The sequence below is a fragment of the Luteimonas dalianensis genome (assembly GCF_049339425.1).
GTDB lineage: Bacteria > Pseudomonadota > Gammaproteobacteria > Xanthomonadales > Xanthomonadaceae > Luteimonas > Luteimonas dalianensis.
Genome location: NZ_JBMPPO010000006.1, coordinates 101,897 through 127,110 on the forward strand (window position 1 = coordinate 101,897; position 25,214 = coordinate 127,110).

The 25,214-nt window shown below is 69.9% G+C and carries 23 protein-coding genes; 9 read left to right on the forward strand and 14 right to left on the reverse strand.

The window, feature by feature from the left end; genetic code table 11:
• The first annotated feature begins 34 nt into the window (after positions 1-34).
• The 9 genes from tolR to fabB all read left to right on the forward strand — a co-directional run bounded on the left by tolR (position 35) and on the right by fabB (position 7,578).
• Positions 35-472 carry a protein TolR gene (gene tolR, locus ACOZ90_RS10105; protein ID WP_422893529.1) on the forward strand — a complete coding sequence of 146 codons (438 nt, stop codon included), beginning with the start codon at positions 35-37 and terminating at the stop codon, positions 470-472.
• Positions 473-1,423 carry a cell envelope integrity protein TolA gene (tolA, locus tag ACOZ90_RS10110; protein WP_422893530.1) on the forward strand — a complete coding sequence of 317 codons (951 nt, stop codon included), beginning with the start codon at positions 473-475 and terminating at the stop codon, positions 1,421-1,423.
• Between the two features lie 151 nt (positions 1,424-1,574).
• A complete protein-coding gene (tolB, locus tag ACOZ90_RS10115) occupies positions 1,575-2,894 on the forward strand; it encodes a Tol-Pal system beta propeller repeat protein TolB (RefSeq protein ID WP_422893531.1) in 1,320 nt (439 codons plus the stop codon).
• 61 nt (positions 2,895-2,955) lie between these two features.
• The gene (gene pal, locus ACOZ90_RS10120) at positions 2,956-3,468 is read left to right on the forward strand and encodes a peptidoglycan-associated lipoprotein Pal (RefSeq protein ID WP_422893532.1); all 513 of its coding nucleotides are present in this window, start codon (positions 2,956-2,958) and stop codon (positions 3,466-3,468) included.
• Positions 3,469-3,493: 25 nt separating this feature from the next.
• Positions 3,494-4,288, forward strand: a complete 795-nt coding sequence (gene ybgF, locus ACOZ90_RS10125) for a tol-pal system protein YbgF (RefSeq protein WP_422893533.1) — start codon at positions 3,494-3,496, stop codon at positions 4,286-4,288.
• A gap of 53 nt (positions 4,289-4,341) precedes the next feature.
• Positions 4,342-5,025, forward strand: coding sequence for a 7-carboxy-7-deazaguanine synthase QueE (queE, locus tag ACOZ90_RS10130; RefSeq protein ID WP_422893534.1), 684 nt, complete (start codon positions 4,342-4,344; stop codon positions 5,023-5,025).
• 40 nt (positions 5,026-5,065) lie between these two features.
• A complete protein-coding gene (gene queC, locus ACOZ90_RS10135; RefSeq protein ID WP_422893535.1) occupies positions 5,066-5,740 on the forward strand; it encodes a 7-cyano-7-deazaguanine synthase QueC in 675 nt (224 codons plus the stop codon).
• A 96-nt stretch (positions 5,741-5,836) separates the two neighbouring features.
• The gene (gene fabA / locus ACOZ90_RS10140) at positions 5,837-6,352 is read left to right on the forward strand and encodes a 3-hydroxyacyl-[acyl-carrier-protein] dehydratase FabA (RefSeq protein ID WP_422893536.1); all 516 of its coding nucleotides are present in this window, start codon (positions 5,837-5,839) and stop codon (positions 6,350-6,352) included.
• 2 nt (positions 6,353-6,354) lie between these two features.
• Positions 6,355-7,578, forward strand: coding sequence for a beta-ketoacyl-ACP synthase I (gene fabB, locus ACOZ90_RS10145; protein WP_422893537.1), 1,224 nt, complete (start codon positions 6,355-6,357; stop codon positions 7,576-7,578).
• A gap of 76 nt (positions 7,579-7,654) precedes the next feature.
• Here the strand turns inward: fabB and ACOZ90_RS10150 are convergent, their stop codons facing one another.
• From ACOZ90_RS10150 to ACOZ90_RS10215, 14 genes are all read right to left on the reverse strand, one after another.
• A complete protein-coding gene (locus ACOZ90_RS10150; RefSeq protein WP_422893538.1) occupies positions 7,655-9,721 on the reverse strand; it encodes a TonB-dependent copper receptor in 2,067 nt (688 codons plus the stop codon).
• 206 nt (positions 9,722-9,927) lie between these two features.
• Entirely contained in the window at positions 9,928-11,034 is a 1,107-nt protein-coding gene (locus ACOZ90_RS10155) for a PLP-dependent cysteine synthase family protein (RefSeq protein ID WP_422893539.1), read from the reverse strand.
• Between the two features lie 42 nt (positions 11,035-11,076).
• Entirely contained in the window at positions 11,077-11,478 is a 402-nt protein-coding gene (locus tag ACOZ90_RS10160; RefSeq protein ID WP_422893540.1) for a SirB2 family protein, read from the reverse strand.
• A 12-nt stretch (positions 11,479-11,490) separates the two neighbouring features.
• The gene (locus tag ACOZ90_RS10165) at positions 11,491-12,714 is read right to left on the reverse strand and encodes an NnrS family protein (protein WP_422893541.1); all 1,224 of its coding nucleotides are present in this window, start codon (positions 12,712-12,714) and stop codon (positions 11,491-11,493) included.
• A gap of 172 nt (positions 12,715-12,886) precedes the next feature.
• Positions 12,887-15,160 (reverse strand): nitric-oxide reductase large subunit, encoded by a 2,274-nt coding sequence (locus tag ACOZ90_RS10170; RefSeq protein ID WP_422893542.1) that lies wholly within the window; start codon positions 15,158-15,160, stop codon positions 12,887-12,889.
• A gap of 112 nt (positions 15,161-15,272) precedes the next feature.
• On the reverse strand, positions 15,273-16,022 hold the full coding sequence (locus ACOZ90_RS10175; RefSeq protein ID WP_422893543.1) for a helix-turn-helix domain-containing protein: 750 nt from the start codon (positions 16,020-16,022) through the stop codon (positions 15,273-15,275).
• Positions 16,023-16,041: 19 nt separating this feature from the next.
• Positions 16,042-17,445: an oxygen-independent coproporphyrinogen III oxidase gene (gene hemN / locus ACOZ90_RS10180; protein ID WP_422893544.1), complete on the reverse strand. Its 1,404-nt coding sequence runs from the start codon at positions 17,443-17,445 to the stop codon at positions 16,042-16,044.
• A 294-nt stretch (positions 17,446-17,739) separates the two neighbouring features.
• Positions 17,740-18,906 (reverse strand): copper-containing nitrite reductase, encoded by a 1,167-nt coding sequence (gene nirK / locus ACOZ90_RS10185; RefSeq protein WP_422893545.1) that lies wholly within the window; start codon positions 18,904-18,906, stop codon positions 17,740-17,742.
• 234 nt (positions 18,907-19,140) lie between these two features.
• A complete protein-coding gene (gene azu, locus ACOZ90_RS10190; RefSeq protein ID WP_422893546.1) occupies positions 19,141-19,590 on the reverse strand; it encodes an azurin in 450 nt (149 codons plus the stop codon).
• Between the two features lie 126 nt (positions 19,591-19,716).
• Positions 19,717-20,442 (reverse strand): sulfite exporter TauE/SafE family protein, encoded by a 726-nt coding sequence (locus tag ACOZ90_RS10195; protein ID WP_422893547.1) that lies wholly within the window; start codon positions 20,440-20,442, stop codon positions 19,717-19,719.
• Positions 20,432-20,641, reverse strand: a complete 210-nt coding sequence (gene ccoS, locus ACOZ90_RS10200) for a cbb3-type cytochrome oxidase assembly protein CcoS (protein ID WP_422893548.1) — start codon at positions 20,639-20,641, stop codon at positions 20,432-20,434. Before ccoS ends, ACOZ90_RS10195 begins: the two co-directional genes overlap by 11 nt.
• Entirely contained in the window at positions 20,638-23,148 is a 2,511-nt protein-coding gene (locus ACOZ90_RS10205) for a heavy metal translocating P-type ATPase (protein ID WP_422893549.1), read from the reverse strand. The genes ccoS and ACOZ90_RS10205 overlap by 4 nt, the downstream gene beginning before the upstream one ends.
• On the reverse strand, positions 23,145-23,663 hold the full coding sequence (locus ACOZ90_RS10210; protein WP_422893550.1) for a FixH family protein: 519 nt from the start codon (positions 23,661-23,663) through the stop codon (positions 23,145-23,147). Before ACOZ90_RS10210 ends, ACOZ90_RS10205 begins: the two co-directional genes overlap by 4 nt.
• Positions 23,660-25,210, reverse strand: a complete 1,551-nt coding sequence (locus tag ACOZ90_RS10215) for a 4Fe-4S dicluster domain-containing protein (protein WP_422893551.1) — start codon at positions 25,208-25,210, stop codon at positions 23,660-23,662. The genes ACOZ90_RS10210 and ACOZ90_RS10215 overlap by 4 nt, the downstream gene beginning before the upstream one ends.
• Positions 25,211-25,214 lie beyond the last annotated feature (4 nt).

A 25,214-nucleotide genomic window follows, 5' to 3' on the forward strand; every position in this document is an offset into this window, starting at 1 on the left:
GTTGGCCTGAACGCAAGACAAGCCCGGAGTCCCCATGTCGGTCATCTCCACCCGCCGCCGCCACCGGCGCAAGCTCAAGAACGAAATCAACGTCGTTCCCTATATCGACGTGATGCTGGTGCTGCTGATCATCTTCATGGTCACCGCGCCGCTGCTGAACCTGGGCACGGACATCAACCTGCCCGATTCCAACGCCCGTTCGCTGGAATCGCCCAGCGACCCGGTAGTGGTGAGCATCTACCCCGACGGCTCGCTGGCGCTGATGGTGGAAGGCCTCAACCAGTCGGTGAGCCCGGACGACCTTGGCGCGCGCCTGGGCGCGATCCACAACCAGAATCCGGACGCCTCGGTGCTCATCCGCGGTGACGGCGCGGCCAGCTACCAGCAGGTGATGGACGCGCTGGACCAGGTCAACGCCGCCGGCATCACCCGGGTGAGCCTGCTCAGCCGTCCGCGCGAGGGCGCCGAGTAGATGCGCGAGGCGCGGGCAGACACCGCACAGGCAGTCGTGCTGGCGCTGTTGCTGCACGTGCTGCTGTTCGCGCTGGTGTTCGTGGGCATGTACTGGACACGCAGCGCCGCGCCGCAGTCGGCCGGACTGCCGATCAGCGCCGACATCGTGGACGCCGACGCGCTGTCGCCGGCCGCCCGCCAGGCCCTGTCCGAAGCGCCCGAGCCGCTGCCGGAGCCGGCTCCCGAGCCGGAGCCGGTGGAAGAGGAGACCGTGCCGCCACCGCAGCCGCTGCCCGAGCCGGTTCCCGAGGACGCGCCGGTGGAACCGCAGCCGGAGCCGCAGGAGCAGATCCCCGATCCGGACGTGGTGGAGCAGGAGGAAGCCCGCGCCGACGCCGAGTCCGAACTGCGCGCCGAGCGCGAGCAGGAGGAGCGCCGCCGCCAGGAGCAGATCGAGCTGGCCGAGCGCCAGGCACAGGAAGAGGCCGAGCAGAAGCGCCGCCTGGCCCGCCAGCAGCGCGAAGAGGAGCTGAAGAAGCTGCGCGCCGAGCAGGAGCGGGTGCGGCGCGAGGCGGAGGAGGCCCAGCGCAAGCTCGACCAGATCGCCGATTCCCGGCGCGAACGCGAGACCCGGGAAACTGGCGGCTCCACCGCCAGTCCTCCGCCCGGCACGCCCGATGGCGACAGCGACCTGGCCGCGCGCTACGCCGCCGCGCTGCAGGAGGCGATCGTGCGCAACTGGACGCGGCCGGACAACGTGCCGCTGGGCCAGCGCTGCCGGATCTACATTACTCAGCTGCCGGGGGGGCAGGTGATGAACGTCGAATTCGACAATTCCTGTCCTTACGACGCCCTCGGGCGGCGTTCGGTGGAAGCGGCGGTGCGCCGCGCCGAGCCGCTTCCGTACGCCGGCTTCGAGTCTGTCTTCAACCGCCGCCTCAACCTCAACTTCACCGCCCAGGATCGATAGCTGCGTTCCGTCCGTGTGAGCCAGCGTGATCCCGCCAAGGGCTGCCTCGCCGGCCCGCCCACGAAGGATCGGGCGGCATTCATCCTGGCTACACGCCTCTCCCCCAAGCTTTAGCGTTGCTGATATTCCCCAATTCAACCCGGGTACGACGATGAAACCGATGATCCGCTGCCTGTTCGCCCTGTTTGCCCTGCTCCTGCCCGTGATCGCCTCCGCGCAGCAGCAGGGCCTGGAGATCGACATCGTCGGCGGCCACGCCTCGGCGCTGCCGATCGCCGTGGTGCCGATGCCCTACCAGGGGTCGGCGGCCGCGCCGGACACCGACGTGGCCGCGGTGATCCGCGCCAACCTCGACCGCTCCGGTCAGTTCCGGACCTTGCCCGAGCGCGACATCGTCGAACAGCCCACGCGCGGCGCCGAGGTGCAGTACCCGACCTGGCGCATGCTGCGCCAGGACTTCCTGGTGGTCGGGCGGGTGCTGGACGCCGCCGGCGGCGCCTACCGGGTGGAGTACGAGCTGTTCGATGTGGCCAAGCAGGAGCGCGTGCTGGGGATGGCCATGACCGCCCGCACCGGCGCCATGCGTGACGTCGCCCACCAGATGTCGGACGCGATCTACGAGGCGATCCTGGGCGTACGCGGCGCGTTCTGGACGCGCATCGCCTACGTCACCCAGTCCGGCGCGGGCGAGAACGCGCGCTACGCGCTGATCGTCGCCGACTCCGACGGCCACAACCCGCAGACCGTGGTGCGTTCCAACGAGCCGCTGCTGTCGCCCTCCTGGAGCCCGGACGGCAACCGCCTGGCCTACGTGAGCTTCGAGCGCGGCAATTCGGCCATCTACATCCAGGACATTTCCAGCGGCGGGCGCGAGCTGGTGTCCAGCTTCCGCGGCATCAACGCCTCGCCGGCGTTCTCGCCGGACGGCAACCGGCTGGCGCTGACCCTCTCGCGCAGCGGCAACCCGGAGATCTACGTGATGGACCTGGCCAGCAAGGCGCTGACCCGGCTCACCAACCACTTCGGCATCGACACCTCGCCGGCCTGGAGCAACGACGGCGGCACGGTGTACTTCACCTCCGATCGCGGCGGCCGGCCGCAGGTCTACCAGGTGCCCGCCAGCGGCGGCGGCGAAAGCCGGGTGACGTTCCAGGGCAGCTACAACTCCGATCCGAGCGTTTCCTTCGACGGGCAGAAGATTGCCGTGGCACAAGGCGCCGGCAACGTGTACCGTATTGCGGTGCTGGATCGCAGCCTCGGCACGCCGCGCTGGTCCACGCTGTCGCCCGGTTCGCTCGATGAATCACCGAGCTTCGCACCGAACGCCAGCATGATCCTGTACGCGGCACGTGAGGGACGGCGAGGGGTGCTGTACGCCGTTTCGTCCGATGGTCGCGTGCGCCAGCGCCTGGTGCTTGCCGATGGGGATGTGCGGGAGCCGGCCTGGGGACCTTTCCGGGAATCACGCTGACGCCGTCTCCACATCGTTTCCATCAACCTGAACGCCGAGTTCAATCAATAGGATCGACGAGATGAAGACCACTACCCGAGTCCTGCTTGCCACCGCGCTGTGTTTCGTCGCTGTCGGCTGCGCCCGCCAGGTGCAGGAGGAGGCTCCGCCGCCGCCGCCGGCCCCGCCGCCGACCACCACCGAGCCCGCGCCGACCACCGGCGTGTTCGGCCCCGAGGACCTGGATACCGATGCCTGCCTGCGCCAGCGGGTGGTGTACTTCGATTTCGACCAGGAGGCCCTGCGTCCCGAGTTCCAGGCGCAGATGGCGTGCCATGCCAAGTACATGCGTGACCGTCCGTCGGCCCGCATCACCCTGGAAGGCCATGCCGACGAGCGCGGCAGCCGCGACTACAACCTCGGCCTGGGCGAGCGCCGTGGCAACTCGGTGTCGTCGGCCCTGCAGGCCAACGGCGGCTCGGGCACCCAGCTCACCGTGGTCAGCTATGGCGAAGAGCGTCCGCAGTGCACCGACACCAGCGAAGACTGCTGGGCGCAGAACCGTCGGGTCGAGATCATCTACACCGCGCGCTGATCCGGCGTAGCACGTAGTCGTACAGATGCGTAAGTCAATCGTTCCAATCGTGGTTGCGGCGGCCCTGGTGGCCGCCGCACCCGCATTTGCACAGCGCGCCAGCCTGGCCGACCGGGTCGCGGCGCTGGAGCGCCAGGATTCCATGTCGCGCACCAGCAACGTGGATCTGCTTGAACAGGTCAGCGAGCTGCGGCGCGAGGTGGTGTCCCTGCGTTCGCAGATCGAAGAGCTGCAGCACGGCATCGAACAGATGCGCGAAACCTCGCGTGCCCAGTACCTGGACGCGGACGGCCGGCTCAACCGGCTGGAGGGCGGGATGCCCGCGCCCGCGCTGCCCGACCCGGAAGGTGGCGACGGACTGCCGGTGCCCGTGCCCGAGGTGGGCGATGCGGGCGAATCCGCGCCCGCCCGCGTCCTGCCCGCGCAGGATCCGGATGAGCGGGCCGCCTACGAGGTCGCCTTCAGTGCCCTGCGCGCGGGCGAGTACGAGCAGTCGGCGGAGCTGTTCCAGCAGTTCCTGCAGGCGCACCCGGCCGGTGGCCTGGCGCCCAACGCCCACTACTGGCTGGGCGAGAGTTTCTACGTGCTGGAGAACTACGAGCGCGCACAGCGCCAGTTCGAGGCGCTGATCGAGCAGTTTCCCGAGGATTCGCGGGCGCCGCGCGCCCTGCTCAAGGTCGGCCTGTCGCAGTTTGGCCGCCAGGAGCTGGATGCGGCCGAGCAGACCCTGGCCAGCGTGGTTGAGCGCTACCCCGGCAGCGACGCGGCGGTGACCGCCGACGACCGCCTGCGCGTGATCCGGCTGACCCGGCTGCGCTGAACCCCGCCGCCGGGCCGGCCCGGGCCTGCGCGCGCACCGCTTACAATATCGCCATGAACGCCGTCGCCCCCCACGCGGCCGACGCCGCGGTCGCGGCCGACCGGCTCCGCATCACCGAGATCTTCCTGTCGCTGCAGGGCGAAGCCCGCGAGGCGGGCTGGCCGACGGTGTTCGTGCGCCTGACCGGCTGCCCGCTGCGCTGCACCTATTGCGACACCGCCTACGCGTTCCACGGTGGCCAGTGGTGGACGATCGGCGACATCCTGGACGAAGTGGCCCGGCACGGGGTGCGCCACGTGTGCGTGACCGGCGGCGAGCCGCTGGCGCAGAAGCGCTGTGCCGACCTGCTGCGGCGGCTGTGCGATGCCGGCTACGCGGTGTCGCTGGAGACCTCCGGCGCGATCGACATCGGCCAGGCCGATCCGCGGGTGAGCCGGGTGCTGGACATCAAGACCCCGGGCTCGGGCGAGGCGCACCGCAACCTGTGGGACAACATCGGCCTGCTCACGCCCCACGACCAGGTCAAGTTCGTGCTGTGCGGGCGCGCGGACTACGACTGGGCGAAGGAGGTGGTGGGCGAGCACGACATCACCGCCCGCTGCGACGTGCTGTTCTCGCCCAGCAAGTCCGAGCTGGAGGCGCGTGAGCTGGCCGACTGGATCGTCGCCGACCGGCTGCCGGTGCGCTTCCAGATGCAGCTGCACAAGATCCTCTGGAACGACGAGCCCGGACGATGACCTTCGCGGCCCGGCCCGTTGCGGGAGTTCCCGTCGACCCATGAAGAACGCAGTCGTACTGGTGTCCGGCGGCATGGATTCCGCCGTCGTCCTGGCCCTGGCCCGCGAGCGCGGGTTCGCCGCGCACGCGCTGAGCGTGGACTACGGGCAGCGGCATCCCTCCGAGCTGCAGGCGGCGGCGCGGGTGGCGCGGGCGCAGGGCGCGGCGGCGCACAAGGTGGTCGCGGTGGATCTGCGCGGCATCGGCGGCTCGGCGCTGACCGACGACATCGCCGTGCCCGAGGCTGCCGACCATGCGGCGGGCGAAATCCCGGTCACCTACGTGCCGGCGCGCAACACCATCATGCTGTCCATCGCCCTGGGCTGGGCCGAGGTGCTTGGCGCGGCGGATATCTTCTGCGGCGTCAATGCGGTGGATTACTCCGGTTATCCGGACTGCCGGCCGGAGTTCATCCAGGCGTTCCAGGCGCTGGCCAACCTGGCCACCAGGGCGGGCGTGGAGGGCGCCGGCATCCAGGTGCATGCGCCGCTGATGGCGCTGGGCAAGGACGATATCGTGCGCGAAGGGGTGCGGCTGGGCGTGGACTTCGCCGCCACGGTGTCGTGCTACAGCGCCGATGCCGAAGGCCGCGCCTGCGGCCGCTGCGACGCCTGCCGGCTGCGGGCGCAGGGGTTCGCGGGGGCCGGGGTGGCCGATCCCACGCGCTACGCCTGAGCCGGGGCCGCGGCGGGAGCCGGGATACGCCCGCGTATGGGGAAATTTTCGCGGAAAACCCGCAAAATGGCCCGCTTACTCCCAGCATCGGATGACATGAACCAGCCTTCCTCGTACGACTACGAACAGCTGCTCGCCTGCGCGCGTGGCGAACTGTTCGGGCCCGGCAACGCCCGGCTTCCGGCGCCGCCGATGCTGATGTTCGATCGCATCACCCACGTTTCCACCGAGGGTGGCCGTTACGGGAAGGGCGAGCTGCGGGCCGAGTTGGATATCCGGCCGGACCTGTGGTTCTTCGACTGTCATTTCGAAGGCGACCCGGTGATGCCGGGCTGCCTGGGGCTGGATGCGATGTGGCAGCTGTGCGGCTTCTACCTGCCGTGGCTGGGCGCGACCGGCCTGGGCCGCGCGCTGGGCGTGGGCCAGGTGAAGTTCAGCGGCCAGGTGCTGCCCACTTCCAAGCTGGTCAGCTACGAGATCGACATCCGCCGCACCATGCGCGGCAAGCTCGACCTGGTGATCGCCGATGGCCGCACCCTGGTCGACGGCCGTGAAATCTACCTGGCCTCCGACCTGCGCGTGGGCCTGTTCTCCTCCACCAAGGGATTCTGAAAATGCGTCGCGTCGTGGTGACAGGGATGGGTGTGGTGTCCTGCCTTGGCAATGACCTGGAAACGGTGTCCGCCTCGCTGCGTGACAGCCGGGCCGGGATCCGCTTCGTGCCCGAATACGAGGAGCTGGGGCTGCGCAGCCGGGTGGCGGGCGTGCCGGAGATCGACCTGGCCGCGCAGATCGACCGCAAGCTCAAGCGCTTCATGGGCGACGCGGCCGCGTACGCCTATGTCGCCGCGCGCGACGCCATCGCGGCGGCGGGCCTGGATGACGCCCAGGTGCGCAGCGAGCGTACCGGGCTGGTGGCCGGCTCGGGCGGCGGCTCGCCGGAGTGGCAGGTGGAAACCGCCGACCTGCTGCGCAACCGCGGCGTGCGCAAGGTCGGCCCGTACATGGTGCCGCGCTCGATGGGCTCCACGGTGTCGGCGACGCTGTCGACCGCCTTCGGCATCCGCGGCGTGAGCTACTCGCTGTCGGCGGCCTGCGCGACCTCGGCGCACTGCATCGGCGCCGGCGCCGACCTGATCCGCCACGGCGCGCAGGACATCGTGATCGCCGGCGGCGGCGAGGAGCTGCACTGGGCGATGACCGCGCAGTTCGACGCCATGGGCGCGCTGTCCACGAAGCGCAACGACAGCCCGCTGACCGCTTCGCGCCCGTATGACGCCGACCGCGACGGCTTCGTGATCGCCGGCGGCGGCGGCATGCTGGTGCTGGAGGACTACGAGCACGCGGTTGCGCGCGGCGCGCCGATCCTGGCCGAGCTGGTGGGCTACGGCGTGACCTCCGACGGCGCCGACATGGTGGCGCCGTCCGGCGAGGGCGCGGTGCGCTGCATGCGCATGGCGCTGGCGGGCCTGAACGGCACGCCGGTGGGCGATATCGACTACCTCAACACCCACGGCACCTCGACCCCGGCCGGCGACATCGTCGAGCTGGAGGCGGTGCGCGAGGCCTTCGGCGAAAAGCTGCCGCCGCTGTCCTCGACCAAGGCCCTGAGCGGCCACTCGCTGGGCGCGGCCAGCGTGCACGAGGCGATCTACAGCCTGCTGATGATGCACGGCGGCTTCATCGCCGGGTCGGCCAACATCGAGACCCTGGATCCGAAGGCCGAAGACTTCCCGGTGGTGCGCGAAAGCCGCGACGCGGAGCTGCGTACGGTGATGTCCAACAGCTTCGGCTTTGGCGGTACCAACGCCAGCCTGGTGTTCGCCCGCCCCGCCTGACCTCCCCGGCGGCGCATGGCGCGCTTCGACGCCGGTACCGCAGCGCCCCACCGATGGCGGGGCGCCACAGGCGGGGTCAGAACTCCAGGTTGAGCTTGACCCACCCGGTGCGGCCGGGCTCGTTGATGCGCACCGGGTCGGCCGGGTAGCCGAAGGCGCTGTTGCCGGCCAGGTTGAGGTGCTCGCTGTAGCTGCGGTCGAACAGGTTGTCGATGCCGGCGGTCAGCTGCACCGTTTCGCTGAAGCGGTAGCCGCCGTTGAGCGAGAACACCGCGAAGCCGGGGCTCGGGCCCAGGTCGCGCCCGACCACGTTGCCCAGCGATTTGCTGACCCGATCCTGGCCGGACACCACCCGCAGCAGCGCTCCGGCGCTCCAGCGCCGGTTGTCGTAGCCCGCGGTCAGGCGCGCCTCCATCGGCGTCATCTGCGGCAGCGGCTGGCCGCTGTCGGCCAGCTCGCCCCAGGCGTAGGCCAGGCTGCCGCCGACCTTCCAGCTCTCCGCCGGCCGCCACTCGATGCCCGCCTCGCCGCCGCGGATGTCGGCGTCGGCGTTGCCGGCGGTGGTGCCGTGCATGCCGTAGTCGAACAGGATGTAGTCGCGCATCCGGCCGGCATAGACGGATACCCAGGCGTCGATCGACTTGCCCTTGTAGTTCAGGCCCAGGTCGAGCTGGGTGGTGCGTTCGGGATCCACGCCGGCGAAGGCGTTGGCCGACCCGTCCGGCCCGTGGTCGGGCGAGAACAGCTCCCAGTAGTCCGGCATGCGCGCGGTGTGGCCGACGCCGGCGTACCAGCTCAGGTTCGAATCGGGCACGTTCTGCTCGTAGCGGATGAAGGCCGAGGGCAGGGTTTCGCTGCGGGTCATCCCGGACGTCGGGTTGGGCATCGGCATCGCGCCGCCGCCGTGGCCGCCGCCGGCGTGCATGCGCCGGTCTTCGGCCTCGGAGCGATCCAGCCGGGCGCCGCCGATCAGGTGGTGGCGGTCGCTCAGGTGCCAGTGCAGCTCGGCGAAGGCGCCGGCCTGGCGGAAACGGGCGTCCACGTTCCACGGCTGGGCAAGATAGGCGTCGCGGCCCGCGCCCCGCCGCTGGGAGTGCCTGCTGGCGCGGCCGTCGATGCCGCCGGTGAGATCCCAGTGGTGGCCTCGCCACGTCAGCGCGGCGCGCCCGCCCACGGTGCGGTGGGCCACGTTGCTGGCCATCGGCATCGGCATCATGCCGTCCGGATCCGGGTCGCGCAGCGAGTAGTTGTCCATCACGTGGTCGATGTCGTTGTAGTACAGGTTGGCCTCGACCTCGTTGAGCGTGCCCTGCATGTTCTTCTTCTCGAAGCGCAGGCCGTAGCTGGTGCGGTCGAACTGCGAGCCGTCCATGCCGCGGCCGGCGTAGCGGGCCTCGCCGTCGCCGCGGCCGAAGCTGGCCTCGATGACGGTGTCCGCGTCCGGGGTCCAGCCGATGGCCGCGTCCGCGTTCCACTTGAGCCATGCCGAAGGCACGCGGTTGCCGTCGCCGTCCTGGTAGTCGTCCGAGTCGGAGCGGTTCGCGGTGACCCTGCCGTAGAACGATTCATTGCCGCCGGCGAAGTCGATCACCTGGTCATTGCGGCCGTTGCTGCCGGCCAGCACGCTGCCGCGGACCTGCACGCCCGGCTCGGGGAAATACGGGATGTCGCGCTCGAAGCGCACCGTGCCCGCGGCGGCGCCACCACCCCACAGCACCGTCTGGGGCCCCTTGGTGACGGTCAGGGCGTCCCAGGTTTCCGGCGAGATGTAGGACATCGCGTTGTCCATGCGCGAGGGGCAGGCACCGGCAAGGGCGCCATCGCCCGCGAGCAGGTTCAGGCGCGAGCCGAACATGCCGCGCAGCACGGGGTCGCCATTGGTGCCGCCGCTGCGGATGGTGCCGAAGCCGGGGATGGTCTTGAGGTAGTCGGCACCGTCGCTTGCGGGAACCGGCTGCCTGGGCTGGCGCGGGTCGGTGACGAACGTGAGCGCGGCGCTTGGGGCCACGCCGGTGACGACCATGGCGTCGAAGTCGACGACGTTCTGTTGCGGATCGGCGCCGGCCGCGTCGAGCTGGGACGCCAGCGCAGGCGCATGTGCAAGTGCTGCCGCGAGCGCGAGGCACAGGATGGATCTGTTCATGGGGAAGCTCCGGTTTCAGATCCCTGCGGCGCGTCCTCGCGCGTGCGGATGCGACTCCGGGTCGCCCTCTACGCGGCAGCGGTGGACGGCTGTCGATTCTTCATGCGGGGCTGGTTTCCCCGTGTTGAAAAGCTTATCGACAGGTCGTTCCCGCCCCCATGACCCAAGTCAAACAGACGTATGATTTCCCGCTTTTTCCGGAGGAGTCAGGCCAGGGGCCGCCAGGTGCCGGTGGCGAGGGTACGGCGCAGGGCACTGGTGCAGGGCCCGGGGTCGATGCCCTGGTGCTTGAGCCAGGCCGGGTCGTACAGGGTCTGGTCGTAACGCTCGCCCGGGTCGCACAGCAGGCTGACGATGCTGCCTTTCCGGCCCTGCTCGCGCATGCGGCAGGCCAGCTGCAGGCAGGCCACCAGGTTGGTGCCCGAGGATCCGCCGTAGGGGCGTGCCAGGTGTTCCTTCAGGACGTGCATCGCCGCGATCGAGGCCGCGTCCGGCACCTCGATCACCTCGTCCACGGTCTCGAACACCCAGCCCGGCTCAACCTGCGGCCGGCCGATGCCCTCGATCAGCGTGGGCCGGCTGCAGCGCACGCCGCGGTCGCGTTCGCGCCAGGCGTGGACGAAGGCGCTGCCGGCCGGCTCGGCCGCGCACAGTCCGGTGGCCATGCCGCGGTAGCGCAGGTAGCGGCCGATGGTGGCCGAGGTGCCGCCGGTGCCTACGCCGCAGACGATCCACGCCGGCTCCGGGTGCGGCTCGGCGGCGAGCTGGCTGATGATCGATTCGGCGATGTTGTTGTTGCCGCGCCAGTCGGTGGCGGTGACCGCCAGTCCGAACTGATCCAGGTGGCAGGCGCCGTTGGCGGCGTGCCAGGCGGCGCGCTCGTACACCTGCGAGGGGTCGTCGACCAGGTCGCAGTGCCCGCCCAGGGCCTGCACGTCGGCGATCTTGCGCGGCGCGGTGGCGGCGGGCATCACCGCGGTGAACGGCAGGCCCAGCAGGCGCGCGAACCAGGCTTCGGAGATCGCGGTGCTTCCCGACGAGGCGTCCACCACCGGCTGGCCGGCGCGCAGGCGGCCGTTGCACAGCGCGTACAGGTACAGCGAGCGGGCCAGGCGGTGCTTGAGGCTGCCGGTGGGGTGGGCGGCCTCGTCCTTGAAGTAGAAGTCGATGCCGGGGAAGCCCTCGAACGAGAGCCGCAGCAGGTGGGTGTCGGCCGAGCGAGCGGCCTCCTGGCGCAGGAGCTTCAGCGCTTCACGGGTCCAGCTGCGCTGGGCGGCAGGGTCGTTGGTGGCCGGGGGAAGTTGATTGTCCATGGGCGTACAGGATACGCGTACCGCCGCTTCAACCGCAGGCCCTCAGGCGAAGAAGCCGTACAGGTATCCCAGCGGATGGTGGGCGCGGGCGATGCCGTAGATCATCGCGAACGTGGCCAGCGCGGCCACGTAGCAGGCCGCCCTGCCGGCGCGGCTGCGCGCGCGCCGCAGCGCGAACACCCCCAGCACCACGTACACCACCAGCAGCACCAGCTTCGCCGTCAGCCAGCCGTTGGCGTACAGCCCGCCGGGCAGGATGGTCAGCAGCATCAGCGCGGCGGTCAGCAGCCCGGTGTCGATGGCGTAGCTGGCATAGCGCACGGCCGCCCAGCGCGGCCAGCGCATGTTGGCCAGGGCACCGGCGCCGCGCAGCGCGAACAGCGCGCCGCTGGCCAGCGCCAGTCCGATGTGGGCGTGCTTGATCTGCGGATAGAACTCGATCATCCCGCCACCTCCTCAGCCGGGCCGGCCGTCGGCGCGCGGGCTCAGGTAGATCCGCCCAATCCTGGCCACCCAGGGCAGGAACACGACCAGCCAGCCCAGTGCGGAAACCGCCTGCCACATCGGCGTGTCCGGCAGCACCTCGGCCAGCACCCGCGTCACCGCCACCACCTGGATGGCGACGAAGGCGAACCAGGCCACCCCCGGCATGTACAGCCCCTGCCCGGAATGGCCCTGGGTGACCCGCGTGACCATCGCTACCAGCACGCTGCCGAAGAAACCCACGAACAGCGCGTGCGCCGGCCCACGCCCGAGCCAGTACACCCCGGTCAGCGCGTAGGCGATCGACTGCCCCGTGTACAGGGCGAAGGTCAGCGGCAGCCACGCCACGCCGACGAACAGCACCGTCAGCAGCCGCGGCTTGGCGCCATGCGGCCACCAGCGCCACAGCATGTACGCAGTGAGCCCCAGCAACGGCACGTCCACCAGCCATAGCAGTCCGTACAGGTGGAACAGCTCCAGCACCAGGTGCGCCAGGCTCAGCGGCCACAGCGCCGCCAGCAGCCACAGCGGCCGCCAGGCCTGGTAACCGGGCACCACGTTGGCGGCGAAGAACGGGAACATCCGGTGGGCCACCGTCAGGTACACCGGCAGCAGCACGCCGAAGGTGCCGATCTTGATGCTCACGAAGGCCCAGAACGGCGACGCGCCCAGCACGTGAGCCAGCCACGCCAGCAGGCCCAGGAAGCCCAGGCTGAGCGCGGCAAAGCACGAGCGGGCGTGCCAGGTGGTGCCCTTCTCGCGCCACAGCAGCGGGCCCAGGGTCAGCAGCCCGGCCAGCCAGCCGCCCATGGTCATGAACAGCCCGACCACGATCCCGGCGTCCCAGCCGACCGCCCCCAGCAGGGTTGCGATCTGGCCGCCGAACAGGCCCACGCCCACCGGTGCGTAACGCCAGCGCTCGAATTCCGGCTGCCCCATCCACTTGGGGAAGGTGGTCAGCAGGAATCCGAAGATGAAGCTGGGCAGCATCTGGTACTGCATGATGAAGGCGTGCAGCCAGCCCGCGTACGGCCATGGCTGGTGCATCTCCACGAGCGGCCAGCGCAGGGCGCCCAGCCAGGCAGCCCACCAGGCCATCGCCAGCAGCAGGTTGCCGGCGCCGACGAAGAACATCAGCCGGTGCGGGGCGTCGCCCAGGCGATTGAGTGAAAGCTGCGAAGACAGTCGTGTATCCATGGTCGCAAGTATGGCGGCAGTCCCGTGCCCGGCTCTTGACCCAGGTCAGCCGCCGGTCGACGCGCACATCCCCGCCTCCCCGGGGCTTCGCTCATCGCCCGCCCTGCGCGTGGCGGAAGGAAAAAGGGGGGCGGATTGCTCCGCCCCCCTTTCGTTGCCATGCGCCGGGCCGTCACGCCTCCTCGGCGGCACCCCCGGACACGGCCGCCGGGCGGCGCGAGGGCAGCCACAGCGAGGCCACGAAGGCGGCGATCAATACCGCGCCGGCGGCGAACACCACGTCGCCGGGCGTGCGCAGCCAGACCAGCACGTCCACGATCGGGCGGTCCATGAACTCCGCCGAGCGGGCGTACCAGTAGCCGACGTCCATGCTGGCCTCGAGCTGCAGCGCCCCCAGCGGCAGCAGGGTCAGCACCGTCATCAGCGCCAGGCCGATGTTGAACGCCCAGAACGCCGAGCGGATCAGCCCCTCGCGCCAGACCAGGTTGGGCTTCAGTCCGCGCAGGCAGTACAGCATCAGGCCGATGCCGAGCATGCCGTACACGCCGAACAGCGCGGTGTGGCCATGGGCCGCGGTCAGGTTGGTGCCCTGCATGAAGTACAGCGCGATGGGGGTGTTGATCATGAAGCCGAGCAGGCCGGCGCCGATCAGGTTCCAGAAGCTGACCGCCAGGAAGAACATGATCGGCCACTTGTAGCGGGCCATCCACGGCGTGGCCTGGCCGTTCTTCCAGGTGTCGTAGGCCTCCAGACCGATCAGCGCCAGCGGCACCACCTCCAGCGCCGAGATGCTCGCGCCCACCGCGATGATCGCCGTGGTCGTGCCGGAGAAGTACATGTGGTGGAAGATCCCCAGCACGCCGCCGGCCATGAATATGATGGTCGCGAACAGCACCGCGTTGGTCGCGCTCCTGCCGCGCACCAGCCCCAGCTTGACGAAGATGAAGCTGATCACGGCGACCGCGAACACCTCGAAGAATCCTTCCACCCACAGGTGGACGACCCAGAAGCGCCAGTAGGTGATGATCGAGATGTGCGAGTGCTCGCGCCACATCAGGCCGGCCGCGTACAGCAGGCCGATCGCGACCACCGACAGGAACAGCAGGCCGGCGATCGAGGACATCTCGTCCTTCCGCTTGAGCGCCGGCCACAGCGCGCGTCCCATCAGGGCCAGCCACAGCAGCAGGCCGATGAACAGGTAGATCTGCCAGAAGCGGCCGATGTCGGTGTACTCCCAGCCCTGGTGGCCGAACCAGAAGTTGTGGTCCAGGCCAAGCTTGTTCATCACCGCCATCCACTGGCCGGCGAACGAGCCGACCACGATCAGGATCAGGCTGATGAACAGGAAGTTCACCCCCAGGCGCTGGAACTTCGGCTCATGGCCGGAGATCGCCGGCGCCAGGTACAGGCCGGTGGCCAGCCAGGCGGTCGCGATCCACAGGATCGCAAGCTGGGTGTGCCAGGTGCGGGTGAGCGTATAGGGCAGGAACTCCGCAAGCGGCAGGCCGTAGGCGGCCTGGCCTTCGACCTGGTAGTGGGCCGTGGTCGCGCCCAGCAGGATCTGCACCAGGAACAGGCCCATCACCAGCCAGAAGTACTTGCCTACCGCGCGCATCGAGGGGGTGACCCTGATCATCAGCGAGGGGTCGCTCTTCGGCGGCACCAGCGGCTCTTCCTTGCCGTGGTTGACCGCGTAGTGCCAGACCAGCAGGGCGATGCCGGCGATCATCAGCAGGATCGAGAACACCGACCACATGAAGCTGCTCGACGTGGGCGTGTTGCCCACGATCGGATCGTGCGGGAAGTTGTGGGTGTAGGTGATGTCGCTGCCGGGGCGCTCGGTCACCGTGGCCCAGGAGGCCCAGAAGAAGAAGCCCGACATCAGGCGCCGGTGTTCGGCGTCCGGGATCGGGTCCTCGCGCAGCGCGTAGGTCTCGCGCAGGTGGGCGGTGCCGGGGTCGTCGGAGAAGACGCGGTCGTAGTGTGCCGATACCACGTCGATTGCCCGGGCGCGCTCGTCGCTGATGACGATCGTGTCGGTGTCCGGGTCGTAGGTGTTGGCGCGCAGGTCGGGCCGGATCTGGGCCTGCAGCCTGGCCTGGTCATCGGCGCCGAGTTCGTCGTAGGGCATGCCGTACTGGTCCTGCGCGCGCATCTCCAGGATCGCCAGCGCCTCCAGGTGCAGCCATTCGGCCGACCAGTCGGGTGCAAGCAGGGCGCCGTGGCCCCAGATCGAGCCGATCTGCTGGCCGCCGAAGCTCTGCCAGACCTGGCGGCCGGTTTCCAGTTCGGCCCGGGTGTACACCACCTGGCCGCTCTCGGTCACGATCTTTTCAGGCAAGGGCGGTGCCTGCTGGTGGATCTCGCGCCCCATCCACAACATGATGACGAACGTCACCGCCAGCAGGGTGCCCAGCCCCCACCACAATCGCCTGGTTGTATCCATTTTGCCGCCTCTCCGGAATGGTGGCGGCATGCTGAGGCAGGTGTTGCCCAGGCGGATTGACCTGGGTCAAGCGGGAATCAAATGTGCGTGGACCGTTGCGGCCGACGCAGGATCAGCCGCGCATCAGCGGCTCGGCAAGCGCTTCCAGGCCGGCCGGATCCAGCAGTTCGACGTCGCGCCGGTCGATCGCCAGCAGGCCGTCCTTCTGGAAGCGGCGCAGCACCCGGCTCACGGTTTCCGGCGCCAGGCGCAGGTAGTTGCCGATGTCGGTGCGGGCCATGGTCAGCTGGAACCGGTGCGGCGAGAACCCGCGCGCGGCAAGCCGCCGAGACAGGCCCATCAGGAACGCCGCCATGCGCTGGTCGGCGGTCCAGTCGCCGGCCAGCAGCGCGGCGCGGCCCATGTTGCGGCTGAGCAGGCGGAACAGGTGCCGCTGCAGCCCGGGCAGCTGGGCCGCCAGAACCGAGATCTTCGGGAACGAGAACCGGCACAGCATCACCGTGTCCAGCGCCACCGCGTTGCAGGGGTAGCGGTCGCCGTCGATGCCGTCCAGGCCGATCACCTCGCCCGGGAAGTGGAAGCCCAGCACGTGTTCGCGGCCGTCGCGGTCGATGGTGTAGGTCTTGACCGTGCCCGAGCGCACCGCTGCGATCGCCTCGAACGGATCGCCGGCGCGGAACACGTGCTCGCCCGCACGCAGCGGCCCGGTGTGCTCGACCAGCATGTGCAGGTTGCGCAGCCCCGACTTGTCCATGCCCTCGGCCAGGCACGCCTGGGAGAAGGCGCACGTGGAGCAGAAGGTGAACTCGTCGCCGTCGTCGGCAAGGGTATGCCGGTCCTGGAACGGGAAGGGGGTACTCACCGCCGCCCCGCCTGAAAGGTCAGATCGCACGTGAGAATCGGGGGGTGGCCGGCGCGTCCGGCTGATTGAGATATCGATCGAAGCACATCGCAATATTACGCAACAGGAGCCGTCCGCGCGAGGTTGCGATGATCCTGTCGGCCTCCACCCGCACCAGCCCGTCCTCCACCAGCGGGTGCAGCCGGTCCAGGGCGTCGGCGAAGTACTCGGGGAAGTTGATCAGGTAGCGCCGCTCCAGTGCATTCACCGGGATTTCGCCCTGGCACATCAGGCGCTGGATCAGGTCCGCGCGCAGGCAGTCGTCCTCGTCCAGGCGCAGCCCGCGGAACACCGGCAGGCGGCCTTCGTCCAGGGCGATCTGCCAGGAGGGCAGGTCGCGCGGATTCTGGCTGAAGGTGTCGCCGATATGGCTGATCGCGCTCACGCCCAGGCCCACCAGGTCGGTGTCGGAGTGGGTGGTGTAGCCCATGAAGTTGCGGTGCAGGCCGCCGCGCTCCTGGGCCCGGGCCAGGTCGTCGTCGGGCAGGGCGAAGTGGTCCATGCCGATGTAGACGTAGCCGGCGTGGGTGAGCCTTTCGATGGCCAGCTGCAGCAGGCCGAGCTTGGTCTCCGCGTCCGGCAGCTGGCTTTCGTCGATCTGCTTCTGCGGGCGGAACATGTGCGGCAGGTGGGCGTAGCTGTACACCGCCAGCCGGTCAGGGCGCGCTTCCAGCACCCGGTCCAGGGTGCGGCCGAAGCCTTCCCGGGTCTGCAGCGGCAGGCCGTAGATCAGGTCCAGGTTGATGGAGCGGAAGCCGTTCGCGCGGCAGGCGTCCACGACGGCGAAAGTCTCCTCCACCGACTGGATGCGGTTGACGGCGGCTTGCACGGCGGGGTCGAAATCCTGCACGCCCAGGCTGGCGCGGTTGAAGCCGATCTGCGCGAGTTCGGCGACTTCCTCCGGGCCGATGAAGCGCGGGTCCAGCTCGATGGAGATGTCGCGGTCGCGGTGTTCGGAGAAGCGGAACTGGCTGCGCAGGGCGTCCACCAGTTCGCCAAGCTGGGCGGGGGAGAGGAAGTTGGGGGTGCCACCGCCGAAATGCAGCTGGATCACCTCGCGGTCGCGGTCGAACATTTCGGCGGTCATGGCGACTTCGCGATACAGGCGCGCGAGGTAGGCGCCGCCGCGGGAGAGGTCGCGGGTGATGATGCGGTTGCAGCCGCAGTAGAAGCAGGGGCTCATGCAGAAGGGGACGTGCACGTAGAGCGAGAGCCGGCGCGGGATGGGGTCGCCGTTGCTGGCGGCGGCGGCGTCGCGCAGCTCGGTTTCCCCGAATGCGTCGTTGAACCTGGGCGCGGTGGGGTAGGAGGTGTAGCGTGGGCCGGGGCGGTTGTAGCGCCGCAGCAGCTCGGCATCGAAATGGGTGTTGGCCTGGATCTGCATGGTGGAGAGGTTACGCCTGGCTGGGGTGGGGTGCCTTGACCCTGGTCAATCGGGGGGACTGCTTCTCCGGGGTTCTGTGCCGCGACCTGGGGGACCCCGCCGTGGCCGGCAGGCCTTTGCGCTCATGTCCCCCGGCCTGCGCCTGCGGCTACGGCCTCCTCCTTTACTTGCGCGCAAAGACCTCCCGGCCACGGCAGGGCTCGGCTTCGAAGCGCGGAGCGCGGTCGGGAAGGCAAAGAGCCGCCGCCCTGGATGGGCGGCGGCGGTGGGGGAGCCTCGTGGCGCCGGGGTGGGTCAGCGCTCGGGGAGCGTGGACTGGTCGGTGTCGGGCTTGATCGCGCCCGGCGCCGACGGCAGGGTCATGAGGTCGTGGTCCCAGGTGTCGCCTTCCACCAGCATGTGGCCGGCGGCGCCCAGTTCGATGCCCTCGATCAGGTTGTGGTTGACGTAGGCGTATAGGCCCGGCTGTTTGAAGGTGTACAGCGCGGCACCGGCCGACCCGCCGCGGATGAACCAGGTCTCGTAGTCCCGGTCGGGGTCGTTGGCGAACTTGCCGTGCTCCCACACGTAGTCGGCGTGGCCACCGATCAGGTGGGGCCGGGTGTCGCGGGTGGCGGTGGAGTGCACGAGCAGGACCGTTTCACCGACCTTGCTGCGCATGGAGTCGTCACCCGTGAGCGCTCCGGCCGCGCCGTTGAACACCACGTGGGTGGGGACCAGCCCGCGCATCACGTCCAGGGTCTCGGGCAGCGATTCGGCGGCCGAGGCGTAGCGCTTGAAGTTGCCGTCCTCGTCGCGCGGGATGTAGAAGTCGGTCTCGCCGATGTAATACATCTGGTCGTAGCGCAGCGGGTTGTCGTTGGCGTCCTTCAGGCCGTCGCGCGGCAGCACGGTGATGGCGCCGTGCATGCCTGCCATGATGTGCCACGGGGTCATCGTGCCGCCCGGGGCGCAGTGGTAGATGAAGGTGCCGGCGCGGTCCGCCTTCCAGCGCAGGGTGACTTCCTCGCCCGGGGCGATGATGGTGATGTCGCCGCCGCCCATGGCGCCGGTGGCGGAGTGGAAGTCGATGTTGTGGGGCATGGTGTTGGTGGCCGGGTTGACCAGCGTCAGCTCCACGTAGTCGCCCTGGTGGACGACCATCATCGGGCCGGGGATGGTGCCGCCGAAAGTCATCGCCTGCAGGGTGGTGCCCTTGTCGTCGATGACGACCTCCTTCTCCTCGATCGCCATGGTGAACTGCACGACCTTCGGTCCGGTGCTGGCAACCTGTTCGTGGTCATGCACGAAGGGGGGGCGCACCAGCTGCACCTGCTCACGCGGCAGGTGGGCCAGGTCGGAAGCTTCGGCGATGTTCTTCTGCACCAGGTCCATCGCGTCCATGGCCTGGGCCGGGGCCGGCATGGCGCCCATTCCGAGGGCAATCGCGGCGGCGAGCAGGGTGGTCTTCAGCACTTTCATGGTGTTGCTCCAGTGAGGTAAATCTTGTCTGGGCGTATGGTCTCGCTCGCGCGTTTCCGACGCCTTGACCGGAGTCAAGCGCAACATCTTTCGCTGTCGAAAAGTGCTTGTTTTGCAGCGCAATCCGTTCCTTGCGCGCGCGTGTGCCGTGCAGTCGTGGAAGGGCGAAGACGCAAAAAAAACATGCCGGCTTTCGCCGGCATGTCAGGGGGAGAGCGCTTGCTGGAGCGTGGATCAGTTGGTGACTTCAACCTTGCCGCGCATGATCCCGGAGTGGCCGGGGAACGAGCAGAAGAAGGTGTAGTCGCCACCGGCGGTCAGCTTGCTGCCGGGGAAGGTGATGGAGGTGGTCTGGCCGCCGCCGATCATGTCGGTCGCGGCGATCACCCGGGCATCGCCCTCGGGCAGGTACTGCGGCGCGCCGGCCTTGATGCCGGCCTGGGCGACGTCGGCGACGTCGGCGGTTTCGCTGATGACCACGTTGTGGCCCATCGCGGCGACCGGCAGCGAACCGGTGTGCTTGAGCTCGACGGTGATGGACGGGCAGCTGGCCGACACGCTCACGGCCTTCTCGTTGAACTGCATGCGGTCGTTGCCTTCAAGGCTGATGGTGCAGTTCTGGGCCTGGGCGGTGCCGACGGCGCCGAGCAGGACAAGGCCGAAGATGGCGAAATAACGTTTCATGCGATTGCTCCTGGGGAATGGAAAGAGGTTTGGATTCGATGGGGGAAGTATGGTCCAGCCGGACCGGGCCGGCCTTGACCTGGATCAGCTGCGAACGGGCCGGAGGACGGATGGTGGAGCTTGCGTTCAGGTTGTCCGCGGCACGCAGCCCAGCGCGGTCAGTGCGCCGTGCAGCGCGGGGATCTGCATCAGCCACGGAGAGGCCAGCGTGAGCACGCCCGCGGCAAGCACCAGCACGCCGGCGGTCCGGCGCAGACCCGGCTTCTGCAGCCAGCGGGCGACGCGCGCGCCCGACCAGGTCAGCGGCACCATCAGCGGCAGCGTGCCCAGGCCAAAGGCGGCCATGGTGAGCGCGCCGTTGCGCGCGTCCGCCTGCAGCCACGCGGCGGCGAGCAGGGTGGTGCTCAGGCCGCATGGCAGCCACCCCCACAGCATGCCCAGACCGATGCGCTTGGCGCTGGAGTCGGCCGGCAGCAGGTGGCGCTGCAGGGGCCGAAGGCGGCTCCACAGCCGCTGCGCCGGCCCGGCCAGAATGCCCGGGCCGGCGCGCGGGTTGAGCATGCGCACGGCCACGCTGATCAGCACCAGCCCGACCGCGGCGCGCAGGCCCCACGCCAGCCAGTCCACGCGGGCGACGCTGAGCAGGCCGTGGCCCAGCCCACCGACGATGGCGCCGGCCAGGGTGTAACCGAGTACGCGGCCCAGGTTGGGCTCCAGCGCGGCCAGCCAGCTGCTGCGGCCGGAGATGGCCGAGAAGCCGGTGGCGATGCCGCCGCACATGGCCGCGCAGTGCACGCCGCCCATCAGTCCCGCCAGCAGCGCGGCGCCCAGGGTCAGCCAGTCAATCGGCATCGCGGTCGGCTGTGGACGCGGACCCGGCCGGGGTGACTTCGCCGAAATGGCCGGGCGGCGGTGCGTCGTCGCTGAGGATGTCGATCGCCGGCGTGTCCAGGTCTTCGAACTGGCCGCGGCGCACCGCCCAGATGAAGGTGGCGATGATCACCAGCAGCAGCACCAGGCTGATCGGGATCAGGACGAAGAGGATGTTCATGCCGGGCCGGGTGCCTGTGGACGTGGCTGCGAATTTGAGCGCGTCTGCACGCGTTGCGCGGACAGGTCGCCCGCGCTGGCCTTGCCGGTGCGGCTGCCCGGGGTGCGGGTCAGGCGCAGCGCGTTGCCCACCACCAGCAGCGAAGAGAGTGCCATGCCCAGCGCCGCCAGCCACGGGGTCACCAGGCCGGCGATGGCCACCGGCAGGGCGATGATGTTGTAGCCGCCGGCCCAGGCCAGGTTCTGGCGCACGATGCGGCGGGTCCGGCCCGCGGTGGAGATGGCCTGCGGCACCCGCAGCAGCGAGCTGCCGGTGAGCACCAGGTCGGCCGACTGCTGGGCCAGCGGCGCGCCGGCGGCCAGCGCCAGCGAGACGTCGGCGCCGGCGAGCACGGGCGCATCGTTGAGCCCGTCCCCGACCATCGCCACCACGCGTCCATCGGCCTGCAGCGCGCGTGCGTAGGCCAGCTTGTCCTCGGGGCTCTGGCGCGCGTGCGCGTGCTCGATCCCCAGGCGCCGGGCGAAGGCGTTCACCGGCACGTCCGCATCACCGCTGGACAGGTGTACGCGGATGCCCATTTGGCCGAGCAGGGCCACGGCCTGCGCGGCGTCGGGACGGGCGGATTCCTGGACCCGGAAACGGGCGGCCGCATGGCTGCCGTCGCCGAGCCAGATCGCGTCGTCGTCCTCCCGCCCTGCAGCGAAGCCGGCCCGGCCCAGGCGCCAGTGCACGCCGTCGACGTTGCCTTCGATGCCCTGTCCGGGCACCGCCCGCACGTCCGTCGCCGCCACGGCGGGCTGGATGCCGGCGAACGCGCGCGCCAGCGGATGGCCGCTGTCGCTTTCCAGCGCCGCGGCGATCGCCAGCACGCGGTCGCGTTCGTGGCCGCCCAGCGCGGTCACCTCCGACAGCACCGGGTGGCCGTCGCTGAGGGTGCCGGTCTTGTCGAACACCACGTCGGTCACCGCGGCCAGGCGCTCGAGCGCGGATTCGCCCAGCGCCAGCACGCCCAGCCGGGCCAGGGTGCCGTGCGTGGCGGCCAGGGCGGCCGGCGCGGCCAGGGCCAGCGCGCAGGGGCAGCTGATCACCAGCAGCGCCAGGGTGACTTCGAGCGCGCGCGAGGGGTCGTACATGCGCCAGCCCACGTACACCAGCGCGGCGATCACCAGCAGCCATGAGACGAAATGGTGGGCGATGCGTTCGCCGACTTCGGCCAGCTTCGGCCGCTGCGCCTGCGCCTTCTCCACCAGCGCGGTCAGCTGCGACAGCCTGGTGGCCGCGCCGGTCTCGTCCACCCGCAGCCGCGCCGGGCGCTCGCGGCACAGCGTGCCGGCATAGACGCGCTCGCCGGCCTGGCGCGCCACCGGAGTCCACTCGCCGGTCAGCAGCGCTTCCTCGAAGCTGGAGGAATCGAGCAGGGTGCCGTCGGCGGGCACCACGCCGCCAACCGCCACGCAGGCGGTGTCACCGGGCGACAGTGCCGCCACCGGCACCGTCTCGCGTTCGCCATCGGGGCCTTCGCGCACGGCGAAGGCCGGCCGGGCGCGGGCCAGGGCGTCGACCTGGGCGCTGGCGGTGGCGCGCGCGCGCTGTTCCAGCATCCGCGCCACCAGCAGCAGGAACACGAACATCACCGCCGCGTCGTACCACACGTGCACGCCGCCGCGCACGGTCTCCAGCACGCTCGCACCCCAGGCCAGCAGGGTGGCGCTGGCGATCAGCGTGTCCATGCCCAGCCGGCGGTGCGAGAGCTCGCGCCAGGCGCCGAGCAGGAACGGCCAGCCGGCGTAGAACACCACCGGCGTGGACAGCAGGAAGGTCAGCCAGCGGAAGAAATCCCGCGTCGGGATGGGCATCGTGAAATGGATGTCCAGGTACAGCGCCTCGGCCATCATCATGGCCTGCATGGCGCCGATGCCGGCGATGCCGATCCGCAGCAGGTCGCGGTTGCGCTGGCGCCGGCGCTCGCGCTCGCGCGCCTCGCCGGTGGCCAGGTAGGGCCGGTAGCCCAGCGCGGCCAGCCGCCGCAGCGGCGCCGACAGCGAGGTGCGCGATGGATCCCAGGTCAGGCGGATGCGGCCGGTGACGGCGTTGGCCCCGGTTTCCACCACGCCTTCCTCGCGCGAGAGCGCGCGGTCGATCAGCCAGGCGCAGGCGGCGCAGCGCATGCCGTCGGTGAGCAGGGTGATCTCGCGTCCGCCGGGCACGTTGCGCGCGTGTTCGGCCTGCACTTCCTCGCGATCCCACAGCGACAGGTCTTCGTCCAGGGCGTCCTGGTCGATCCGGCTCGCGGGCGCCGTGCGCAGGCGGTAGTAGTCGCCCAGGCGCGCGTCCTGGATCCACTCGGCGGCGGCGGCGCAGCCCTCGCAGCAGAACTCGCGGGTATCGCCGCCGATGGTGCGCAGCGCCGGGTTGGCGGGCAGGGATTCAGCGCAGTGGTGGCAGCCGGGCCGCGCCTGCTGCGCGGCGTCCGCGTGCAGGGTGGCGCCCGGCGCGGCCGCGCTCATGGCGCGTCGCCGGCGTCCTGCAGTGCCGGTTGCACCCGGGCCGCGAGCTCGCCGCTCTCCAGGCGCCCCTGCAGGCGCCATTCGCCGTCGCCGGGGGACAGGCGCAGGTTCCAGTCGTGGCCGGTGTCGATCGCCGCCTCGGTGCGCCAGCCGTTGTCGCTGGGCGACAGCTGCAGCGTCATGTCCTCGGAGGAGTGCACGGGGTGGCTGAGCACCAGCCGCAGCGGGGCGTTGCGGGTGAAGCGGCCGCTCACCGGAAACACCTCCACCGCGCCGTTCTCCGCGTCCACCCGCACCACCGCCGCGAAGCGCCCGTCCAGCGCGGCCTGGTCGGCGCTCAGGTCGGTGACCTGGGCGCCGCGGGCGGTGCGCCGGACCTCGTCCAGCACCGGGTCGTCGCCGCCGGTACGCAGCGCCATCACCAGCAGGCCGACGCCGGCGATGATGGAGATGGCGGGCAGCACGAACACCAGGATCAGGACCGGGTTGCGCCAGATGGGGAGTTTTTCAGTCATTGCATGGGACCAAAGAAGCTGCTGTCGACTTCCTGGCGGACCTGGCCATCGGGCGACTCGACCACGAACACGATTTCGTGGCGGCCGGTGACGCTGGCCGGAGCGGCAATGGTCAGTGGCAGCGACAGCACCTGCTGCGCGTCCAGGGAAACGGTGCCGTCGGCTCCCAGCTGGAGGCCTTCGAGCCCGCTTTCAATGGCGATATTGTACTCCGCCGGTGCGTCGCTCTTGTTGATCAGCTTCAGCGTGTAGCCATTTTCAACGCCCGTCGGGGTCTCGCGGTACAGGGCGTTGCGGTCGCGCAGCACCTCGGCGATCAGCGGGCTGCGGCTGCCCACGCCCCAGCCCCAGGCCAGCACCAGGGCCAGCAGGATGGTGCCGTAGATCATGATCCGCGGGCGCATGACCCGGCTGGGCTTGCCGTCGATGGCGTTCTGGGTGGTGTAGCGGATCAGGCCGCGCTCGAAGCCCATCTTGTCCATGACCTCGTCACAGGCGTCGATGCAGGCGCCGCAGGCGATGCACTCGTACTGCAGGCCGTTGCGGATGTCGATGCCGGTGGGGCAGACCTGGACGCAGATGGTGCAGTCGATGCAGTCGCCCAGCGCGTCGGGTTCGAACTTCGGCAGCGGCTCGGCCGGCTCCGTCTCGCCGTCGAAGGTGATGGTGCCGCGCGCGTGGGCGCGGTTGTCGGCCGCGGTCGGATGCTGGGCGGCGCGGAACACGAAGTCGTAGGCGGTGATCTTGTCCAGCAGCCCGCGGCCGCGCTCAAGCACGCTGCCCAGGCCGCGCTTGCGCGGGCCGCGCGGCTCGCCGCGCATCGGGTCGTAGGCGATCAGCAGGGTGTTGCGGTCGAACATCGCGCTCTGGAAGCGCGCGTAGGGGCACATGTACTTGCACACCTGCTCGCGCAGGAAGCCGGCGTTGCCCCAGGTGGCCAGGGCGTAGAACAGCACCCAGAAGGTTTCCCAGCCGCCCCACTCGAGCCGCGGCAGGCGCATGCCCAGGTCGCCGATGGGGGTGAAGAAGCCGACGAAGGTGAAGCCGGTCCACAGCGCCAGCACCAGCCACAGGAAGTGCTTGGCGCCCTTGCGCAGCACCTTCTCCCGCGTCCACGGGCCGGCATCGAGCTTCATGCGCTGGTTGCGCGTGCCCTCGGTCCACTGCTCGATCCACAGGAACACCTCGGTCCACACCGTCTGCGGACAGGCGTAGCCGCAGAACAGGCGCCCGGCCAGCGCGGTGAAGAAGAACAGCGCCATCGCCGCGATGATCAGCAGCAGGGCCAGGAACACGAAGTCCTGCGGCCAGAAGGTCAGGCCGAACACGTGGAACTGGCGCGCGGGCAGGTCGAACAGCACCGCCTGGCGGCCGTCCCAGCGCAGCCACGGGAACACGTAGAACATGCCCAGCAGCCAGAACACCGCCAGCTTGCGCAGGTTGTCCAGCCGCCCGCTCACTTCGCGCGGATAGATCTTGCCTTCGCTGACGTAGAAGCTGTCTTGCCCGCCTTCGTCGAGCATCTTGATTGGAATACGACCAGACATTCTC

Excerpts from the sequence above, each read along its gene's own strand:
- tolR (WP_422893529.1), top strand. The coding sequence starts at position 35 with ATGTCGGTCATCTCCACCCGCCGCCGCCACCGGCGCAAGCTCAAGAAC.
- tolA (WP_422893530.1), top strand. The coding sequence starts at position 473 with ATGCGCGAGGCGCGGGCAGACACCGCACAGGCAGTCGTGCTGGCGCTG.
- tolB (WP_422893531.1), top strand. The coding sequence starts at position 1,575 with ATGAAACCGATGATCCGCTGCCTGTTCGCCCTGTTTGCCCTGCTCCTG.
- pal (WP_422893532.1), top strand. The coding sequence starts at position 2,956 with ATGAAGACCACTACCCGAGTCCTGCTTGCCACCGCGCTGTGTTTCGTC.
- ybgF (WP_422893533.1), top strand. The coding sequence starts at position 3,494 with ATGCGTAAGTCAATCGTTCCAATCGTGGTTGCGGCGGCCCTGGTGGCC.
- queE (WP_422893534.1), top strand. The coding sequence starts at position 4,342 with ATGAACGCCGTCGCCCCCCACGCGGCCGACGCCGCGGTCGCGGCCGAC.
- queC (WP_422893535.1), top strand. The coding sequence starts at position 5,066 with ATGAAGAACGCAGTCGTACTGGTGTCCGGCGGCATGGATTCCGCCGTC.
- fabA (WP_422893536.1), top strand. The coding sequence starts at position 5,837 with ATGAACCAGCCTTCCTCGTACGACTACGAACAGCTGCTCGCCTGCGCG.
- fabB (WP_422893537.1), top strand. The coding sequence starts at position 6,355 with ATGCGTCGCGTCGTGGTGACAGGGATGGGTGTGGTGTCCTGCCTTGGC.
- ACOZ90_RS10150 (WP_422893538.1), bottom strand. The coding sequence starts at position 9,721 with ATGAACAGATCCATCCTGTGCCTCGCGCTCGCGGCAGCACTTGCACAT.
- ACOZ90_RS10155 (WP_422893539.1), bottom strand. The coding sequence starts at position 11,034 with ATGGACAATCAACTTCCCCCGGCCACCAACGACCCTGCCGCCCAGCGC.
- ACOZ90_RS10160 (WP_422893540.1), bottom strand. The coding sequence starts at position 11,478 with ATGATCGAGTTCTATCCGCAGATCAAGCACGCCCACATCGGACTGGCG.
- ACOZ90_RS10165 (WP_422893541.1), bottom strand. The coding sequence starts at position 12,714 with ATGGATACACGACTGTCTTCGCAGCTTTCACTCAATCGCCTGGGCGAC.
- ACOZ90_RS10170 (WP_422893542.1), bottom strand. The coding sequence starts at position 15,160 with ATGGATACAACCAGGCGATTGTGGTGGGGGCTGGGCACCCTGCTGGCG.
- hemN (WP_422893544.1), bottom strand. The coding sequence starts at position 17,445 with ATGCAGATCCAGGCCAACACCCATTTCGATGCCGAGCTGCTGCGGCGC.
- nirK (WP_422893545.1), bottom strand. The coding sequence starts at position 18,906 with ATGAAAGTGCTGAAGACCACCCTGCTCGCCGCCGCGATTGCCCTCGGA.
- azu (WP_422893546.1), bottom strand. The coding sequence starts at position 19,590 with ATGAAACGTTATTTCGCCATCTTCGGCCTTGTCCTGCTCGGCGCCGTC.
- ACOZ90_RS10195 (WP_422893547.1), bottom strand. The coding sequence starts at position 20,442 with ATGCCGATTGACTGGCTGACCCTGGGCGCCGCGCTGCTGGCGGGACTG.
- ccoS (WP_422893548.1), bottom strand. The coding sequence starts at position 20,641 with ATGAACATCCTCTTCGTCCTGATCCCGATCAGCCTGGTGCTGCTGCTG.
- ACOZ90_RS10205 (WP_422893549.1), bottom strand. The coding sequence starts at position 23,148 with ATGAGCGCGGCCGCGCCGGGCGCCACCCTGCACGCGGACGCCGCGCAG.
- ACOZ90_RS10210 (WP_422893550.1), bottom strand. The coding sequence starts at position 23,663 with ATGACTGAAAAACTCCCCATCTGGCGCAACCCGGTCCTGATCCTGGTG.
- ACOZ90_RS10215 (WP_422893551.1), bottom strand. The coding sequence starts at position 25,210 with ATGTCTGGTCGTATTCCAATCAAGATGCTCGACGAAGGCGGGCAAGAC.